This window comes from Exiguobacterium aurantiacum (assembly GCF_024362205.1).
GTDB classification, from domain to species: domain Bacteria; phylum Bacillota; class Bacilli; order Exiguobacteriales; family Exiguobacteriaceae; genus Exiguobacterium; species Exiguobacterium aurantiacum_B.
The window spans coordinates 1,942,864-1,961,096 of sequence record NZ_CP101462.1 but is presented as its reverse complement, the minus strand read 5'-3'; the positions used below and the strand labels follow the sequence as shown (position 1 = coordinate 1,961,096).

Genomic DNA, 18,233 nt, shown 5'->3' with positions numbered 1-18,233 from the left:
GTGAAGGTGGGTTTTCGTCAATTCGTTTCGACTGGATTGAATTCGTTCGTGAACTCGTACAGGAACCTGCCCGTGTCTCGCAGCACGTCTGTCTTCCGGTGGAGCGAGAAGTGATCGTACGGGACGGTTTCCGTCTCGATATTGTTCGTATACTCCTCGAGCAAGAGCGAACTTGCTGGCTCAATCAAGTTGAACTCGCCGCCGCGTCCCGAGAAGGAGAACACTTGGACAGAGCGTGGCCACGTCTCCAGTTTTTCTTGGAACGCCTGCAGCCCGTCAGAACTCGGGGACAAATCCCGGATGGCCGGACTGCCGGTATTGATTCCGAAATTACTGGCGGACAGACCGAAGTTGGCGAGGCGTGTCCCGGCGAACGGACTATCGTACGTCACGAACTTATCGACGATGTATTCATCTTGATTCAAGATATAGTTCGCTGCCGCCACACCGCCCATGCTGTGACCGATCAAATACATCCGTTCGAACGAACGGTTTCGGTCCTGTTTATAGCGTTCGATGGCAAGATTTAACCACTTGGTCTGATTGTTGAGCGATGCCTCGGCATCCTCATATTCGATGCGGACGATTGGTCGGTTCGAGCTGTAGTCATTGATGACGCAATCGACCGCGCCTTTCACCGTCACCGTACAGAGCGCACCATCTTTCGCCAGTCCGCGCTGTTCCATATACTGCGAGAAGCGAAGGAAAGTGCGGTCGGTCCCGAGTAAACCGTGAACGGCGAACGTCGGGATGAACTCGTCCGTCTGCGCCGCCTGGCGAATCGCCTCAGATTTCCGTTCCGTCGTCAACTCTTCTCGAATCGTCACGATAATCAAGGTGAGGGTCAAGACGAGGATGAAGCCGCCGAAGATGCGAGAACGAATCGACGTCTTGTCCGGATTACCGACGTTTTGACGATACTTCCGCCAGACAAAGAAAGCGACCAAGCCAAGAACGACGGTGATGACGCTTGTGATGATCCATGCCTTGACGTTCGGTACGTGGGCGACGAGCGTCATATTGTTTTGGCGACCGCCATACACTTGCCACTCGACATGTTTCATCGACCGGACATCAAGCCCAGTGCCGTCTTCGACGAACACCCCGGTCGGCACGGTCAGATTGAACCGGATATCGGCTTGGCGAACATAGCGTTCAGCCAGCTCTTTCGGGGAGCCGCTCAAATTCAGACCCGGCAAATCGACGCGGTCGAGCCGGAGGTCGAGGTTCGTGTTCATGACGTAAGAATCAAACCAAATCCCATCTTCTTTTTCGACATCAAACTTCATATCGGGTGGGACGAGAATGCCGGCCGGGCCGGTCTTCCATTCTTCTTTAATGTTTTGAAGGTCGTCGACGTTCTCGAACGTCTTCTTCAACACCATGCCCTCGTAATCGTCCTCACTCGAATAGTCACGTGTCGCATAGCCGTTCTCATTCGCTTGTTGTTTCCATGTATCCCAATCGAGCCGCAAATTGAGAAGCTTCATGACCGGGTGGTCGCGGAAGGCGTACGTTGTCTCTAACGTGACCGACTGATCGTAGTGGACGGTGGCATCATACTCGATCCGAACACATCCACCGATTAAAAGAAATAAAAATGGGAATAGGAACAACAGCGCCTTTTTTTTCAAACTTGTCACCTCAAATCGGTTCACCGTAGGTCTCTAACGGGTTGGTCGGATTGATGCGGTCGTAGAACAAGACCCCATCCAAATGATCGAGCTCATGCTGACAGACGATGGCGCGCATCCCACGGAGACGCAATTTGATTGGGGCACCGTCACGGTCGAATCCTTCAATCGTGATGCGACGATGGCGGGGTACGTTGCCTTTGACGACGCGGTCGACAGATAAACAGCCTTCACCGCCGTTTAAGTACGTCTGCTCGACCGAATGGCTCGTGATTTTCGGATTGAAAATCGATAGTTTGAATGTCTCTTCTTCTTCGTGGAGCAGGACCGTGAAGAAACGTCGGTTCACGCCGAGCTGGGGCGCGGCGATGCCGACACCTCCGCGAAGTTCATACTTTTCGCTGATCTCGGGGTCCTGGCTATTGACGAGGAACGTCTCCATCTCGTCGAGTAAGGCAAGGTCTTCTGCCGTTGGTGGGACCGGGACCTCGATTGAACGGGTGCGGAGCCGCTCGTCTCCTTCACGAATCACATCTTTCATCGTTAACATGCAAAACTTCCTTTCCAATGGCGATATGACCAATTATATCATATTTATTAGTCATTTCACCTAGATGGTACAGAAGGTGAAATGAAAATGATACAGAGCCGAAATGAAAGGAAGGATGTGTTCATGTAAGCGTTTTTATGGGGTGAGCATATTTTTTGCGTTATTATAACAACCCGTTTTATACTGACTAGGAAACGGCAGGATAAGTGTTACTTTCCTGAATCACGTTAATACAGATTGCTTTTTTGGACAGATACACTTAAGATTTGAGGTAGTGTTTGATCACAAAAAAGACAATTGTCTCATAGTTGAAAGGATGAGGTGAAACGAATGAACAACGTTCAGGTACTTCAAAACGTGGAAGAGAACTTCCAAACGTTCCGTATTCTCGACGAGAAGGGCGAGGTCGTCAACCAAGACGCAATGCCCGATGTAACGGACGAGCAACTCCAGGAGCTTATGCGCCGCATGGTCTATACTCGAATCTGGGACCAACGTGCCATCTCGCTCAACCGTCAAGGACGCTTAGGTTTCTATGCGCCAGTGGCTGGTCAAGAAGCAACGATGATCGGGACGCAATACGCGCTCGACAAACAAGACTGGATCCTTCCAGGCTACCGTGATATCCCACAACTTGTATTCCACGGACTTCCGCTTTATCAAGCGTTCTTGTTCTCACGTGGTCACGTAGCGGGTAACCGTATCCCTGAAGACGTCAATGTCTTGATGCCACAAATCATCATCGGCGCACAAATCATCCAAACTGCGGGTGTGGCGATGGGCCTCAAACGCAACGGCAACACAAACGTCGCCATTACTTACACGGGTGACGGTGGTTCATCACAAGGTGACTTCTACGAAGGCTTGAACTTCGCAGGTGCATTCAAATCACCAGCTATCTTCGTCGTTCAAAACAACCGCTTCGCGATCTCGACACCTGTTGAGAAGCAAACTGCAGCTAAAACGATCGCGCAAAAAGCTGTCGCAGCGGGAATCAACGGAATCCAAGTTGACGGAATGGACGTTCTTGCTGTCCTCGCCGCAACACAACAAGCGCGTAAAGACGCACTTGATGGAACTCCGACGCTCATCGAAGCACTCACATATCGTTACGGACCACATACGCTCGCAGGGGATGACCCAACGCGTTACCGTACAAAAGAACTCGACACAGAGTACCAAGAAAAAGATCCACTCGTTCGTTTCCGCCTCTTCCTCGAAGGCAAGAAGCTTTGGAACGAAGACATGGAAAACGAAGTCATCGAACAAGCGAAAGCAGACGTGAAAGAAGCGATCAGCCTCGCAGACAAAGAACCAAAACAAAAAGTTTCGGACTTCATCAACAACATGTTCGAAACACTTCCTTCAAACTTGAAAGAGCAGCTTGAAGAATATACAGCAAAGGAGTCGAAGTAAGTTATGGCTCAAATGACAATGATCCAAGCGATTACTGATGCGATGCGCGTTGAAATGAAGCGCGACGAGAAAGTACTTCTCTTCGGAGAAGACGTTGGTAAAAACGGTGGGGTCTTCCGTGCAACGGAAGGACTTCAAGATGAGTTCGGCGAAGACCGCGTCTTCGATACGCCACTCGCTGAGTCTGGTATCGGTGGTCTTGCAATCGGTCTTAGCCTCACAGGCTTCCGTCCGATCATGGAAGTTCAATTCTTCGGATTCGTCTTCGAAGTGTTCGACTCAGTCGCTGCTCAAATGGCACGTATGCGTTACCGTTCAGGCGGCGCTTACAGCCAACCGGTTACAATCCGTTCACCATTCGGTGGCGGTGTTAAAACACCAGAACTTCACGCGGATAGCCTTGAAGGCTTGATGGCTCAGACACCTGGTCTTAAAGTCGTCATCCCGTCAACGCCATACGATGCAAAAGGTCTTTTGATCGCATCGATCCGTGACAACGACCCAGTCGTATTCCTCGAGCACATGAAGCTTTACCGTTCATTCCGTGGCGAAGTTCCAGAAGGCGACTACACGATCGAGCTTGGAAAAGCTGACGTGAAACGCGAAGGAACTGACGTTTCGATCATCACTTACGGTGCAATGGTCCATACGTCACTTAAAGCGGCAGAAGAGCTCGAAAAAGAAAACATTAACGTCGAAGTAATCGACCTCATGACAGTTAGCCCGCTTGATATCGACACAATCGTCGAGTCAGTTAAAAAGACTGGCCGCGCAATCGTCGTTCAAGAAGCACAACGTCAAGCAGGGATTGCGGCAAACGTTGTAACTGAAATTCAAGAACGCGCAATTCTTCACCTCGAGGCACCAGTGCTTCGTGTAACTGCACCAGACACTGTCTTCGCTTTCGCACAAGGTGAAGACGCATGGTTACCTGACCATAAAGATGTCGTTGCAAAAGTTAAGGAAGTTATCAACTTCTGATCGTGTTCAAGTAACGATGAGGGAGAATTGTCTCCCTCGTTGTGTTTACATGATGAATTGATGGGAGGAAAAACCAGTGGCAGTATTTGAATTTAAATTACCAGACATCGGTGAAGGAATTCACGAAGGTGAAATCGTCAAGTGGTTCGTAAAAGCAGGGGACACAGTAAAAGAAGATGACATTCTTCTTGAAGTTCAAAACGACAAAGCCGTCGTTGAGATCCCTGCTCCAGTTGATGGAACAGTAAAAGACGTTAAAGTCTCTGAAGGTACAGTTGCGGTCGTCGGCGACGTCCTCATCACGTTCGATATCGAAGGTGACGCGCCAGCTGGCGAAGAAGAAGCAGCTCCTGAACAGCCAAAAGCTGAAGAGAAAACAGAAGACGTGAAAGAAGACGTGAAAGAAGACGGCCCGCGTGAAGTTCAACTTCACAAATCGGAGCGCGTCATCGCAATGCCTTCAATCCGCAAGTACGCTCGTGAAAAAGGCGTCGACATCCGTGAAGTCCAAGGTTCTGGCGACAACGGCCGCGTCTTGAAAGAAGACATCGATGCATTCGCAAACGGTGAAGCGCCAGCAGCAGAAGCTACAACAGAGAAAACAGAATCTGTAGCTCCAGCAGCAGCAGCGAAAACGGAAATCAAGCCTTACGAGTCAGCTACACCTGAACTCGAAACGCGCGAGAAAATCCGTGGCATCCGTAAAGCAATCTCGAAAGCAATGGTCAACTCGAAACACACAGCTCCACACGTTACACTCATGGACGAAGTCGACGTCACGAAACTCGTTGCACTCCGTAAAGAGTTCAAACAAGTGGCTGCTGACCAAGGCGTGAAACTCACGTACTTGCCGTTCGTCGTAAAAGCGTTGACAGCTGCAGCGAAAGCTTACCCAGCCATCAACGCGTCAATCGACGATGTCAACGAAGAAATCGTCTACAAAAACTACTACAACATCGGTATCGCTGCTGATACGGACAACGGTCTCGTTGTACCTGTCGTCAAAGAAGCAGACCGTAAATCAATCTATGCACTCGCTACAAACATCAATGAGCTTGCCGGTAAAGCACGTGAAGGCAAACTTGCTGGGGACGACATGAAAGGCGGATCGATCACAATCACGAACATCGGTTCAGCTGGTGGACAATGGTTCACACCTGTCATTAACCACCCAGAAGTTGCGATTCTCGGTATCGGCCGCATTGCTGAAAAAGCTGTCGTCAAAGACGGCGAAATCGTCGCGGCTCCAGTCCTCGCGCTTTCATTCAGCTTTGACCACCGCCTCATCGACGGTGCGACTGCTCAAAACGCACTCAACATGGTGAAACGCTTGCTTCAAGATCCAGCACTTCTAATGATGGAGGGATAAGAACATGGTAGTAGGAGAATTCGCACAAGAAACTGATTTGCTTGTCATCGGCGCCGGTCCTGGTGGATACGTCGCAGCCATCCGTGGCGCACAACTCGGCCTTAAAGTCACGATCGTCGAAAAAGGAAACTTTGGTGGCGTCTGCTTGAACGTCGGTTGTATCCCATCGAAAGCATTGATCACTGCTGGTCACAACTTCCAGCACGCAAAAGGTCACTCTTCAATGGGGATCACGTCTGACAACGTGTCAGTCGACTTCACAAAAGTCCAAGACTGGAAACAGTCGGTCGTCAACAAGTTGACTGGCGGCGTCAAAGGCCTTTTGAAAGGTAACAAGATTGAAATCGTTCAAGGTGAAGCTTTCTTCGCATCTGAAGACACAGTTCGTGTCATCACAGAAGACAGCTCGACTCCTTACAAGTTCAAAAAAGCGATTATCGCGACTGGTTCAACACCAATCGAGATCCCATCGTTCAAATGGTCAAAACGCGTCCTTTCTTCAACTGGCGCATTGGCTCTTCCTGAAGTACCGAAGAAACTTGTCGTCATCGGCGGCGGATACATCGGTATGGAGCTCGGTACAGCGTACGCGAACTTCGATACAGAAGTCGTTGTCGTTGAAGGCGCAAGCGACATCTTGTCTGGCTTCGAGCCACAAATGACGCAAATCGTCAAAAAGAAACTCAAACAAAAAGGTAACGTCACGATTCACACGAACGCTCTTGCAAAAGGCGTCGAGGAAACAGAAGACGGCGTAACAGTTAAGTTTGAAGTGAACGGCGAAGAGCAGTCTGTTGAAGCGGACTACGTCCTCGTCACAGTCGGCCGTCGTCCAAACACTGGCGACATCGGTCTCGAAAACGCCGAAGTGAAAATCAGCGACCGCGGCATCATCGAAATCGACGACCAGTGCAAAACGTCGAACGAAAACATCTACGCAATCGGCGACATCGTACCAGGACCACCGCTCGCGCACAAAGCTTCTTACGAAGCGAAAGTCGCAGCGGAGGCAGCTGCCGGTAAGCCAGCTTACCTCGACTACTCAGCAATCCCAGCGGTCGTCTTCACTGACCCTGAACTTGCGACAGTCGGTTATACGGAGCCACTCGCAAAAGAAGAAGGACTTGAGATCACTGTATCGAAATTCCCATTCGCAGCGAACGGCCGTGCCCTCGCTCTCGACGAGCCAGACGGCTTCATGAAGCTCATCACGCGTAAAGAGGACGGTCTCTTGATCGGTGCTCAAATCGCGGGAACTGGCGCTTCAGATATGATCGCCGAGCTTGGTCTCGCTATCGAAGCAGGCATGACTGCAGAAGATATCGCGCTTACAATCCACGCTCACCCATCACTCGGTGAGATGGCAATGGAAGCGGCAGAAATCGCAATGGGTATGCCAATCCACGTCGTTAAATAAGTCAAAAGCTCTCTCGCTTACTCGCGAGAGAGCTTTTTCACGTAATGGACGGTCCGTTCGACTTCTCGGAAGCCGATGCGTTCATGGAACCGTTGGCTTCCGCCGTTCTCCACTTCCGTGTCGGAGGCGAGTTCGTCGCATCCTTTCGACCGGGCGAACGCGGAGGCGGCATCGACGAGCCGTGTCGCCACATCTTGTTGCCGCGCGGTTTCGACGACGTAAATCCCTTCTAAGAAGGCAGTCGGGGAAGATGTCGCTCCTGGGACGTAGTCATGCCGGAAGCTGAGCTGACAAAAGCCGACCGGTTCATCCGTTTCCGCAATAAAATAGTGCATCTTGCCGGAACGAATCCCGAGCCGCACCTCAGGGATCAATTCGGCTTCAGGCACGTCTGGCCATAATTGCCGCATGAGTCGCACCAGTTCGTCGCAATCTTGTTCGTTCGCTTTTCGAATCTTCATCAGTCGTCCTCCTTATGTTTCGTACGTTCAGTATAAAGGAAAATAAGGAATGAAGTGAGAAAGGAGGGAACGATGATGGCGTTCGATGAAGAATTGTTATATACCGTCTCTGAGACGAGCCGTGTCCGCTTCACGGGAATCGAAACCGAGACGTCACGTTATGATTTCGGCTTTGTGTATACGCATCAATTCATGGGAAAAGTGCTCGTCGTCTGTATGCAGACCGGACAGTCTGCCCTTCTTGACGTCCACGCGCTCGAAGAACCGAGACAACTCTATCCGATGCTCGGTATCGCTTTGCGCGACACCGGCCACGTCGCCGAGTTTTTACGCCTTTGTCTAAATGAAAGTGAGACTGAATCCAATCAAACAGAAAATTCACCCCTTGAAAATATGTAAGCGTTTTCTTATAATAGAACGTAGGGGAAGCAATTCGATCATCATAAGCCACCTTTTCTTTTGATGACACAACAAAGCGAGCCGGTCCATTGGACCGGCTCGCTTTCGTCTTAGCGGATGGCTTTCGTTTGTTGGATGACTTTGATCATTTGGAGCGACTCGTCTTCAAGGCCTTGGACCGGTAAACCGGCCTCGATGTTGGCCATGATGTATTCGAGTGTCGATGTCGTGATGAGCTCTCCTGGAATGATGATTGGAATTCCAGGCGGATACACCATAATGAACTCGGCCGAGATGCGTCCGACGGCGTTCTCGAGGGGGATCGTTTCCGTCTCCTCGTAGAAAGCGTCACGTGGGCTGAGTGCGAGTGGTGGAATCTCTGGGAGCATGATCGATAGCGAATCGTTTCCAGATTGGTCGTAGACCGATACAACGTCACGCATCCCGTCAATCAACGCTTGAATCGTCGACTCATCGTCGGCGCTCGTCACGATGAACAAGACGTTCAACAAATCCGACATCTCGACTTCGATGCGGTGCGTCTCACGCAAATATTTCTCGACTTCGAAACCGGTGATCCCGAGCTCGCGGACCGAGACGAGAATTTTCGTCTCGTCGAGTGCGTACGTGGACTCTGAATGAAGTTCGGCGTGACCGTAGACCGACAAGTGCGGCATGTTATTGATGGCCGTACGAGCCGTACGGGCGAGCGTGAGGGCACGTTCGTTCATCGCTTCCCCTTTCGTCGCCAATTGGCGACGGGCCGCATCGAGCGACGCGAGGAGGAGGTATGATGTCGATGTCGTCGTGATCATCGAGAGCATCGCGTGAATCCGTTCCGGTGAGACGAGTCCGCGACGGACGTTCAAAATCGAACTTCCCGTCATCGAACCGCCAAGCTTGTGGACGCTCGTCGCCGCGACGTCCGCGCCGGCTTGCATTGCCGAGAGCGGGAGTTCGTCGTGGAACGGCAAATGGACACCATGTGCCTCATCAACGAGGACCGGTACGTCCTGGGCGTGGGCGACAGCGACGATCCGTTCTAAATCACCGGCGATCCCGAAGTACGTCGGATTGATGACGAGGACCGCTTTCGTGTCAGGGTGCATCTCGAGGGCGCGTTCGACGGCGCTTGCCGTGATTCCGTGGGCGATCCCGTACGTCTCATCATATTCAGGGTGAATGAAGACAGGGTGGGCCCCGGTCAAGACGAGCGCGGACATAACAGATTTATGGACGTTGCGCGGCACAATGATCTTCTCGTTCGGTCCGACGACGCCCATGATCATTGCCATGATGGCGCTTGATGTCCCTTGAACTGAGAAGAACGTCTCGTCGGCACGGAACGCTTCGGCTGCGAGGCGCTCGGCCTCGGCAATCGCCGCTTTCGGATGATGAAGGTCATCGAGCGGGGCGATGTTGATCAGGTCGATCTTCAAAGCGTTCTCGCCGATGAAGTCGCGGAACTCAGGGTCCATTCCTTTCCCGCCTTTATGGCCTGGGATGTGGAATGCGATCGGATTCGTGTCCACGTGCGTGAGCAACGTGTCAAAGAGCGGTGTCTCGAGCTGTGTAGCACCTTTAAGTTTCAATAGTAAGTCCTCCTTGATAGCAGTGTGTATATGGGTTGTCGGTTTAGGTTCAATCTCATGTCATTTTAGACGTTTCGTTTTAAAAAACAATGCAACAAAAAAACTATAGTGATTTCTATCCCAACTTGCAATAGTTTTTTTTGTTGATACAATGGTTGTCGAGGTGAAGAATATGCAAATCAACTATCCGATTAATCCGGACTGGACGACGGATGAGCTCATAGAAGTCGTCGAGTTCTACAATCAAGTCGCCCTTGCCAATGAAGGCGGTGTCGACCGCGAAACGTTTTTGGATGCGTATCGGTCGTTCAAACAAATCGTGACATCGAAATCAGAAGAAAAACAACTGAGCGCCGTGCACGACGAACAGACCGGATACTCTACCTATCGTACGGTCCAAGCGGCCCTAAAATCAAATGCAAAGATTATAAAATTGTAACTGCTGGAAAGCATGGGAGAACGGAACAGTTTTCTCATGCTTTTTTTGTTAGTTCTCTTATAAATAGGGTACATATCATTAACAGTTAATTCAGGTTTAGCGTCAGTTGAAATGGGAATATACTCACTAAGATAAAAAATTCAAAATAGTCAGACAATTCTCTTTCCTTTTTGAATCTCATCTGATATACTCAATTCAACTCACTAAACCGTAACTTGTAGCCCAACTAAAGGAGTGTGGCATCTCATGAAACAAGTGATCGAGGCATTCAAAAGAAAAGACGCAGAAAAACGGATTCCGGTGCTGCGCTTAGAGATTGATTACGAATTGGCAACTCTCTTCGATGCAATGGCGTCACAAGACGATGCCACTGTCCAGGCTAGCAAGCATCGGTTAGAGAAATATCGCCAAGAACTTTTGCGTCTCGAAGCCTGACCCACAACCACTCATTCAACCAGTATTCCATGCGGATACTGGTTTTTGTTTGGTACAATACATATTAGAGGTGATAAACATGTTGGAATGGTTCGCGATTGACTTGATTAAACAAGCAGGGGAATATATTCGACAGCAAATCGATGAGAGCTATCGCATCGAACGAAAGACGGGGAAAGGGGATTTGGTCACGGAAATCGACCGGGCCGTCGAACAGTTGATTGTCGACCGCATCCGTGAGACGTACCCCGAGCATCACATCATCGGGGAAGAGGGCATCTCCACAAGCCCGGACGACCTGTCCGGAACGGTCTGGTTCGTCGACCCGATCGATGGAACGTTGAACTTCATCCACCAAAAACGAATGTTCGCCATCTCGGTGGCCGTCATGATCGATGGAGCCGTCGAGTACGGCTTCGTCTATGACGTGATGGCAGATGAGCTGTTCGTGGCGCGCCGTGGTGTCGGCACGACGCTGAACGGGCGGAAGCTCCCGCCGATTCAGGAACATCATGTCCGCGATGCCTTCCTTAGTATGAATGCGACATGGGTGACACCGAACCAGCAGATCGCACCGGAAGTGCTCGCGCCGATCGTGCGCGACTCGGTCGGCACGCGAGCGCACGGGGCCGCTTCGCTCGAACTCGCCTGGCTCGCAGCGGGACGGGTCGACGGCTATATCACGATGCGCAATATGCCATGGGACTACGCCGCCGGGAAACTGCTCGTCGAGGAGGTCGGGGGCCGCGTCGTCTCGATTTATGGGGAACCGGTGCGCTATGACGGGAAGACGTCGGTCCTTGCCGGGAGCGAGACGTTCGTCAAAGATGTCGTCAAACACTACGTCATCGCCAAAGGGGTGACCCCGGAAGTGAGACCAGATCTTCAAATTGAAGTCAACGCCTCCTACGACCGCGTCCGTGATTTGCTCGTCCTCGCCAACCCGAATGAGGCGATGGTGCGTGAACAATACGTTGCGGGCGAGACGTATGAAGCGACGCTCGGCGGGGAACTTGTCGGTGCATACATGTTGGTGCGGCGTAGTGAGGAACTGCTCGAGCTCGTCAATATCGCCGTCAAACCGGATCGGCAAAACCAGACGATTGGGCAACGCCTGCTCCAAGACGCGATTCGTCGGGCCGAGCAAAGCGGGGCGAAGCATATGCTCGTCTGTACGGGCAACTCGAGCATCGTCCAGTTGCGCTTTTATCAACAAGCCGGCTTTCGTTTTGAATCGGTCGAGCGCGACTACTTCCCGGACCACGGATATCCGCCAATCGAGGAAGACGGGCTCGCCTTGCGTGACCGGATTTGTCTGACGCGCGATTTATAATCAGCAGTGACGGTAGTCGCGATGCGGCTCCGGGATCGCCTGCGGAACGCGTGGGTGCCGGAAGGATAATAATAAACAAGGCCCGGGCGCAGCGCCCGGGCCTTCTGTTATGGACGTCGGTCAGAGAGGACGCGACGACGCAAGTTGATTCCAAAGAATGTGGCGATGCCGCTCAAGGCAAGACTGCCGATGATGATGGCGGCACTTCCTTCGGCGACACCGATGCCGATGCCGACGAAGCCGGCGACGACCGCGGTCGCGATTAAAACGAACATGAGTTGCATGGAGATTCCCCCTTTTTTCTCTAGTCTTCTTTATTGTAGTCAAAAATGATGCGTTTGGAAACGCTAACAGTTGATAACACTCGACAAAGGTGGTGGGACGTGTGCTATACTCTTAAAGTTGAATAAAAGATGAAACTTTTTTAAATAAGAGAGGACTAACTACATGAATGTAAGAACTAACCTTCGGAACGTAGCCATCATCGCCCACGTTGACCACGGTAAAACAACGCTTGTCGATGAATTATTGAAACAGTCTGGTACTTTCCGGACAAACGAAATGGTCGCAGAACGCGCCATGGACTCGAACGACATCGAACGTGAGCGCGGAATCACAATTCTCGCGAAAAACACGGCGATCGATTATAAAGACACACGCATCAACATCGTTGATACACCAGGTCACGCCGACTTCGGTGGTGAAGTTGAGCGCATCATGCGTATGGTTGACGGCGTTATCCTCGTCGTCGATGCTCGTGAAGGCTGCATGCCACAAACGCGTTTCGTATTGAAGAAAGCACTCGACCAAGGTCTCCGTCCAATCGTTGTCGTGAACAAAATCGACAAGCCGATGGTACGCCCACTCGACGTCGTCGATGAAGTTGTCGACTTGTTGATCGACCTTGGAGCAGATGAAGATCAACTTGAATTCCCTGTCGTCTATACGTCTGCTGTCAGCGGTTCAAGTTCGTTCGATCCTGATCCAGAGAAGCAAGAAGATACAATCACGTACGTGCTCGACACGATTCTTGAGAACACACCGGCACCAATCGATAACTCGGATGAGCCGCTTCAGTTCCAAGTCACGATGCTCGACTACGACAACTACCTCGGCCGGATTGGTGTCGGTCGCGTGTTCCGTGGGAAAATCAAAGTCGGCGAATCAGTGTCGCTTTGCAAAACAGACGAATCAATCAAACAATTGCGCGTCACAAAATTGTTCGGTTACTTCGGCCTCAAACGTGTTGAAATCGAAGAAGCCAAAGCTGGTGACTTGATCGCCATCGCCGGGATGGAAGACATCAACGTCGGTGAGACGGTCACGCCAGTCGGTAAAGAAGAGCCGCTTCCGCTCCTCCGCATCGATGAGCCGACGCTTCAAATGCGTTTCATGACGAACAACTCTCCATTCGCAGGACGCGAAGGCGATTTCGTGACGGCACGTAAAATCGAAGAGCGTTTGATGAAACAACTTGAGACGGACGTTTCACTCCGTGTCGAGAACACAGATTCACCTGACCAATGGGTCGTATCAGGCCGCGGTGAGCTTCACCTCGGGATCTTGATCGAGAACATGCGTCGTGAAGGCTACGAGCTTCAAGTTTCGAAACCACAAGTAATCATCCGTGAAGACGAAGATGGTACGAAAATTGAGCCGTTCGAGCGCGTCATCGTTGACGTCCCAGAAGAGTACACTGGTTCAGTCATGGAATCGATCGGTCTCCGTAAAGGGGAACTCGCGAACATGAACACGAACGACAACGGTCAAACACGTATGGAATTCATCGTTCCGTCACGTGGTCTCATTGGCTATCGTAACGAGTTCTTGTCAGCAACACGCGGATACGGGATCTTGAACCACACGTTCGAAGAGTACCGTCCGTTTATCTCTGCTGACATCGGCGGTCGCCGCAGTGGTGTCATGGTTTGTATCGAACCTGGTAAGTCGACGGCTTACTCGATCGGTGCCCTTGAAGACCGTGGAACGATCTTCATCGAGCCAGGTGTAGAAGTATACGAGGGAATGATCATCGGTGAATGTAACCGTGACGTCGACCTCGCGATCAACGCTGTCAAAGGCAAACAGTTGACGAACATGCGTGCTTCAGCAAAAGACTCGACACAAGTCTTGAAACGTCCACGCGTCTTCTCACTCGAAGAGTCGCTCACGTTCTTGAACGATGACGAGTACTGTGAAATCACACCGGAGTCGATCCGTCTCCGTAAAAAAGTCTTGAACAAGAACGAGCGCGAGAAAGCTGACAAGCGTCGTAAACTTGGTAAAGAATAAGTCGGAAAAAGGGAGCGCCTAGGCGTTCCCTTTTGTTTTGGATAGTGTAGAATGGTTGTGTAGGAAATAAAGGGGGATTATCAGCTTGAAAGCTTCTCAAACGATGGACATCACACAAATCGATGTGCCGTGGATTGCCTCGCTACTTGGCGTCGGCAGTGACGCGAACGACTTCTCGGTCGGGTTCAACGCGTTAATCATCACGGTCATCTTATTGACAATCCTTGTGTTTAAATTAGGTTTTGCAAAACAATTGACGTGGTGGAAGTCACTCGTCGTCTACATGCTGCTCGCACTCGGGGCAGGCACGATGGCGCTCGTCTTCTTCACATGGCCGATTCCAGAAGTTCTCCTCGTCATGGCTGTCGTCTTGGCGATTTACCGAGGCCGCCTCTGGTGGAACCGTCGACAAGGCATCGAATCACACTGAAAAATGGACGTCTCGCCCTCGGGCGAAACGTCCATTTTTGATTACCATCTCCGTTTTTGCCGGAACGATGGATATAGGTGGAATTGGCCGGTCGCGGCACGCTCCGCGGTTCGCGCGGTGATGCGTTCTTGACACGTCTGGCACATATACGTTTTAGCAGGTTTATTACGAAGTCGTTTTGCTTCGAACGACCACGAATCAATCGTATCGATTTTATCACAAAGAGAGCACTTTACGCGCATGGTCTCACCTTCCTCTTCGTTGATTATAGCATGATTTCAGGAGAGAAAAGCAGGGAAAGAGGTTTGTAAGGGCGAATCCATTTCGTATACCCGTTCGGGAGGAGGGGAGTACATGGCGAGTAAAGCGGCGTTCGAACTATCGAGGACGCAACAAGACACATTGAACGAGATGCCATTGATGTTTTTAGTGACATTTGATGAGCCGAAACGGTGGCCGATCACACATGCGATCAGCTGGGTTCAAGCGCCGAATGAGATGACGATTCGCTTTGCCTTGACGAAGAATTCGCATTTGATCACGTTGCTTGCAAACGAGAAAACAGCAAGTCTCATCTTTTTAGAGGGAGGTCTTGCCTATAGTATCGCCTTGTCTCACGTGCATGAGTTCGAGCCGAGCGTGAAGCCGGCGTTACACCTTCGCTTTTTCGAAGGGAAAGTCGAGGAGGTCCGCAACATCTCTTTTTACGGGGCAACGTATGGACAACCGGACATCATCAAGACGTACGATGTCGAAGCAGCAGAAAAGTTGGACCGTGAAGTCAAGGAGAGTTTGAATTCTTGATCACCAACAATTTTCGAGGGGCGGCAAAGTCTATGAAAAAAACATATGTGCTCGATACGAACGTACTCTTACACGATCCATTATCCTTATTCCAATTCGATGAGCACGATGTCGTCATCCCCGCCATCGTATTAGAAGAGCTTGACGGCAAAAAACGAAATATGGACGAGATTGGCCGTAACGCACGGGAAACGGCGCGTGTGCTCGACCAACTCCGGACGACCGGTAAACTGCATGACGGGGTACCGCTCGAGAACGGCGGTCATCTGTTCGTCGAAATCGGTCATGAGCATACCGTCGATTTCCCGTTCGACGTCATGACGAACGACAATCGGATCTTGACCGTGGCGCTTGGCCTGATGAAACAATATGAGCACGACCGGACCCGTAAAGTCGTCGTCGTCTCGAAAGATATACTCGTTCGCGTCAAAGCGGACGCCATCGGCATCGAAGCCGAAGATTATTTGACCGACCATATCGTCGATACGACGAACTTGTATGCCGGCTATCGTGAAATCGAAGTCGATCAAGCCGTCATCGATGAATTTTATAAAGTCCGGCAGCTTCCGCTCGAGGCCGTTTCAAAAAATCAGTTGTACCCGAACTCATTCGTCGTCTTAAAAAGTAACGTCTCGAAAGCGAGCGCGATCGCGGTCGTCGATGCGTTGCAACCGATCCTCCGTCCGCTCTCGCTAGACGTCGAACACGTCTGGGGTATCCATCCCCGTAACGTCCAGCAACGGATGGCACTCGATTTGTTGCTGCGGGACGATATCCCGTTCGTGACACTGCTCGGGAAGGCGGGGACCGGGAAGACGTTGCTCGCGCTCGCGGCGGGGCTGTCGCTCGTCGAAGACGAACGTCGGTTCAACAAACTCGTCGTCGCCCGTCCGGTCGTTCCGATGGGGAATGATATCGGCTATCTACCGGGGGAGATGGAAGAGAAACTACGTCCGTGGATGCAGCCGATTTATGATAACTTGGAGTTCCTGTTCAACGCCAACTCGAAAGACGAGCTCGGGAACATCTTGGCCGGCATTAAATCGATTCAGCTCGAGGCGCTCACGTATATTCGTGGCCGCAGCATGCCGGATCAGTTCATCATCATTGACGAGGCCCAGAACTTGACGAAACACGAGATCAAGACGATTCTGACCCGGGTCGGAGAGAATTCGAAAATCGTCCTCGTCGGCGATCCTTATCAAATCGACCACCCGTATCTGGATGAATATTCGAACGGTCTCACGTACGCCGTCGAGCGGTTCAAAGGACAGAATGTGTTCGGCCACGTCCAACTCATCAAAGGGGAGCGCTCGTCGCTCGCCCGATTGGCCGCCGATTTACTATAACGAAAAACGCCGAGCGGGCCGCTCGGCGTTTATTTCGTATTCGGATGAAGTGCGACTTGCACGTTTGATTTTTCGAGCAGGGCGTTCGTCAGCATAATCAGACCGGTCACGATAAATAGTGCCGAGAATCCGAAGTGGGCGACGACTTGGGAGCCGAACAACGGTCCGAGCAAGTTACCCATGAACTGGGCCGACTGATTATAGGAAAAGATACGCCCGGCTGCGCGGCTCGGCGTGTGTTGTCGCAAAAGCGACTGCACCGACGGCATGAGCGCCGCGGTGGCGAAACCGAGACCGAACCGCAAGACGACGAGTTGCGTCGTCGATGTCACGAGCGCCTGCGGAATCAAGAAGGCGCTATAAATGATGAGCGCCCAAAACAAGATGCGTTCAGCCCCGTACCGATCCGATAGCCGTCCGAGCCGCTGTGCGGAAATGAGCGCGGCCACACCCGGTGCCGAGGCGACGATGCCAGCGATAAAGGCGAGCGATGTCGTATACGGGTTCAATTCACGGACGTACAGTGTCAGCAGTGGGCCGACCGACTGCGTCGAGAAGGTGATCAAAAACGTCGTCAAAAAGAGGCTGAAGATGAGTTGCGGATGGCGTAGCGAAGCGATGATCGATTTGGTCGAGTCAAGCCGCTCGCGCGCCACCGGGACGAAGTCTTCTTTGACGAACACGAGTGTGATGATGAACGTGATAAACAAGGCACTGCCGGTCAAGAGAAAAACGGGTCGAAGCCCAATCAGGTCTGCGAGGAGTCCTCCAATCAATGGACCGAGGAGTCCGCCGGTGATCCCACCGGTCGACAAGGTACCGAGCGCCCAGCCACTTTTCTCTTTTGGCGTTTGTGAAACGACGAGGGTGATCCCCGCCGAGATGAATCCGGAGACGGCGCCCATGAGGAGCCGAAGTCCGACGAGCTGATACACGTCTTGTACGAAACTGATAAGCGTCATCACGATGGCCATGCCGAGACTGGCCCGAATGAGCATCAGTTTGCGGCCCTTTTGATCGGCGAGTCGTCCCCAAAGAGGAGAGACGATGGCGGCCACGAGGAACGTGGCACCGAAAGCGACGGCTGACCACGTGACGACGTGATCGGGATTCGTGACCCCGAGCTCTTCGATGAACAAGGGGAGGAACGGCAAGACGAGGCTCATCGAAGCAGCCGTCAAAAAGCTGCCGATCCACACGATGATTAAATTTTTCTTCCATAAAGGGTACGTAAGCGTCACGACCTTTCAAGCTTGAAGTTTTTCCATAACCTATATGTTACACTTTGTGAACTAAAAAGTCCAAAAAAATGAGAAGGCGCAATGGCCTTCT

The 18,233-nt window shown here is 51.5% G+C and carries 19 protein-coding genes; 12 read left to right on the top strand and 7 right to left on the bottom strand.

The features are described from left to right. Nucleotides 1-17 precede the first annotated feature (17 nt). Together NMQ00_RS10175 and def are read right to left on the bottom strand one after the other, a co-directional pair. The gene (locus NMQ00_RS10175) at nucleotides 18-1,643 is read right to left on the bottom strand and encodes an alpha/beta hydrolase (protein WP_441294618.1); all 1,626 of its coding nucleotides are present in this window, start codon (nucleotides 1,641-1,643) and stop codon (nucleotides 18-20) included. A 1-nt stretch (nucleotide 1,644) separates the two neighbouring features. After that, complete coding sequence (def, locus tag NMQ00_RS10170) at nucleotides 1,645-2,184, bottom strand: peptide deformylase (protein WP_255176600.1); 540 nt, start codon at nucleotides 2,182-2,184, stop codon at nucleotides 1,645-1,647. A gap of 330 nt (nucleotides 2,185-2,514) precedes the next feature. Here def and pdhA point away from each other — a divergent pair, with 330 nt between their 5' ends. The 4 genes from pdhA (at nucleotide 2,515) to lpdA (ending at nucleotide 7,367) form a co-directional block, all read left to right on the top strand. After that, nucleotides 2,515-3,600 (top strand): pyruvate dehydrogenase (acetyl-transferring) E1 component subunit alpha, encoded by a 1,086-nt coding sequence (gene pdhA, locus NMQ00_RS10165; protein ID WP_214710542.1) that lies wholly within the window; start codon nucleotides 2,515-2,517, stop codon nucleotides 3,598-3,600. A 3-nt stretch (nucleotides 3,601-3,603) separates the two neighbouring features. Then, nucleotides 3,604-4,581, top strand: coding sequence for an alpha-ketoacid dehydrogenase subunit beta (locus NMQ00_RS10160; protein WP_255176599.1), 978 nt, complete (start codon nucleotides 3,604-3,606; stop codon nucleotides 4,579-4,581). A 76-nt stretch (nucleotides 4,582-4,657) separates the two neighbouring features. Beyond that, nucleotides 4,658-5,950 (top strand): dihydrolipoamide acetyltransferase family protein, encoded by a 1,293-nt coding sequence (locus tag NMQ00_RS10155; protein WP_255176598.1) that lies wholly within the window; start codon nucleotides 4,658-4,660, stop codon nucleotides 5,948-5,950. Between the two features lie 4 nt (nucleotides 5,951-5,954). Then, on the top strand, nucleotides 5,955-7,367 hold the full coding sequence (gene lpdA / locus NMQ00_RS10150) for a dihydrolipoyl dehydrogenase (RefSeq protein WP_021066997.1): 1,413 nt from the start codon (nucleotides 5,955-5,957) through the stop codon (nucleotides 7,365-7,367). 17 nt (nucleotides 7,368-7,384) lie between these two features. Here the strand turns inward: lpdA and aac(6') are convergent, their stop codons facing one another. Next, nucleotides 7,385-7,828, bottom strand: coding sequence for an aminoglycoside 6'-N-acetyltransferase (aac(6'), locus tag NMQ00_RS10145; protein ID WP_255176597.1), 444 nt, complete (start codon nucleotides 7,826-7,828; stop codon nucleotides 7,385-7,387). A 75-nt stretch (nucleotides 7,829-7,903) separates the two neighbouring features. Between aac(6') and NMQ00_RS10140 the strand changes: the two genes are divergently transcribed. Then, nucleotides 7,904-8,227 (top strand): DUF3055 domain-containing protein, encoded by a 324-nt coding sequence (locus tag NMQ00_RS10140; RefSeq protein WP_255176596.1) that lies wholly within the window; start codon nucleotides 7,904-7,906, stop codon nucleotides 8,225-8,227. Between the two features lie 110 nt (nucleotides 8,228-8,337). Here the strand turns inward: NMQ00_RS10140 and NMQ00_RS10135 are convergent, their stop codons facing one another. Beyond that, nucleotides 8,338-9,819, bottom strand: coding sequence for an aminotransferase class I/II-fold pyridoxal phosphate-dependent enzyme (locus tag NMQ00_RS10135; RefSeq protein ID WP_255176595.1), 1,482 nt, complete (start codon nucleotides 9,817-9,819; stop codon nucleotides 8,338-8,340). 172 nt (nucleotides 9,820-9,991) lie between these two features. Here NMQ00_RS10135 and NMQ00_RS10130 point away from each other — a divergent pair, with 172 nt between their 5' ends. The 3 genes from NMQ00_RS10130 (at nucleotide 9,992) to NMQ00_RS10120 (ending at nucleotide 12,026) form a co-directional block, all read left to right on the top strand. After that, entirely contained in the window at nucleotides 9,992-10,258 is a 267-nt protein-coding gene (locus tag NMQ00_RS10130) for a UPF0223 family protein (protein ID WP_034777021.1), read from the top strand. 246 nt (nucleotides 10,259-10,504) lie between these two features. Then, nucleotides 10,505-10,693, top strand: a complete 189-nt coding sequence (locus NMQ00_RS10125) for a hypothetical protein (protein ID WP_015881266.1) — start codon at nucleotides 10,505-10,507, stop codon at nucleotides 10,691-10,693. A gap of 79 nt (nucleotides 10,694-10,772) precedes the next feature. Beyond that, nucleotides 10,773-12,026, top strand: a complete 1,254-nt coding sequence (locus NMQ00_RS10120) for an inositol monophosphatase family protein (protein WP_255176594.1) — start codon at nucleotides 10,773-10,775, stop codon at nucleotides 12,024-12,026. Between the two features lie 107 nt (nucleotides 12,027-12,133). On the opposite strand, the gene NMQ00_RS10115 is transcribed toward NMQ00_RS10120, so the two are convergent. Further along, a complete protein-coding gene (locus tag NMQ00_RS10115) occupies nucleotides 12,134-12,310 on the bottom strand; it encodes a hypothetical protein (protein ID WP_034777025.1) in 177 nt (58 codons plus the stop codon). Nucleotides 12,311-12,473: 163 nt separating this feature from the next. Here NMQ00_RS10115 and typA point away from each other — a divergent pair, with 163 nt between their 5' ends. Both typA and NMQ00_RS10105 read left to right on the top strand, forming a co-directional pair. Continuing rightward, entirely contained in the window at nucleotides 12,474-14,318 is a 1,845-nt protein-coding gene (typA, locus tag NMQ00_RS10110; protein WP_255176593.1) for a translational GTPase TypA, read from the top strand. 85 nt (nucleotides 14,319-14,403) lie between these two features. Next, nucleotides 14,404-14,748, top strand: a complete 345-nt coding sequence (locus tag NMQ00_RS10105) for a YlaH-like family protein (RefSeq protein ID WP_235045181.1) — start codon at nucleotides 14,404-14,406, stop codon at nucleotides 14,746-14,748. A gap of 41 nt (nucleotides 14,749-14,789) precedes the next feature. On the opposite strand, the gene NMQ00_RS10100 is transcribed toward NMQ00_RS10105, so the two are convergent. Next, complete coding sequence (locus tag NMQ00_RS10100) at nucleotides 14,790-14,990, bottom strand: YlaI family protein (protein WP_021067006.1); 201 nt, start codon at nucleotides 14,988-14,990, stop codon at nucleotides 14,790-14,792. 112 nt (nucleotides 14,991-15,102) lie between these two features. Here NMQ00_RS10100 and NMQ00_RS10095 point away from each other — a divergent pair, with 112 nt between their 5' ends. Both NMQ00_RS10095 and NMQ00_RS10090 read left to right on the top strand, forming a co-directional pair. Beyond that, entirely contained in the window at nucleotides 15,103-15,552 is a 450-nt protein-coding gene (locus tag NMQ00_RS10095; protein WP_255176592.1) for a PNPOx family protein, read from the top strand. A 32-nt stretch (nucleotides 15,553-15,584) separates the two neighbouring features. Further along, nucleotides 15,585-16,901 carry a PhoH family protein gene (locus NMQ00_RS10090; RefSeq protein ID WP_255176591.1) on the top strand — a complete coding sequence of 439 codons (1,317 nt, stop codon included), beginning with the start codon at nucleotides 15,585-15,587 and terminating at the stop codon, nucleotides 16,899-16,901. A gap of 29 nt (nucleotides 16,902-16,930) precedes the next feature. On the opposite strand, the gene NMQ00_RS10085 is transcribed toward NMQ00_RS10090, so the two are convergent. After that, the gene (locus NMQ00_RS10085) at nucleotides 16,931-18,100 is read right to left on the bottom strand and encodes a multidrug efflux MFS transporter (RefSeq protein ID WP_255176590.1); all 1,170 of its coding nucleotides are present in this window, start codon (nucleotides 18,098-18,100) and stop codon (nucleotides 16,931-16,933) included. Nucleotides 18,101-18,233: the final 133 nt, after the last annotated feature.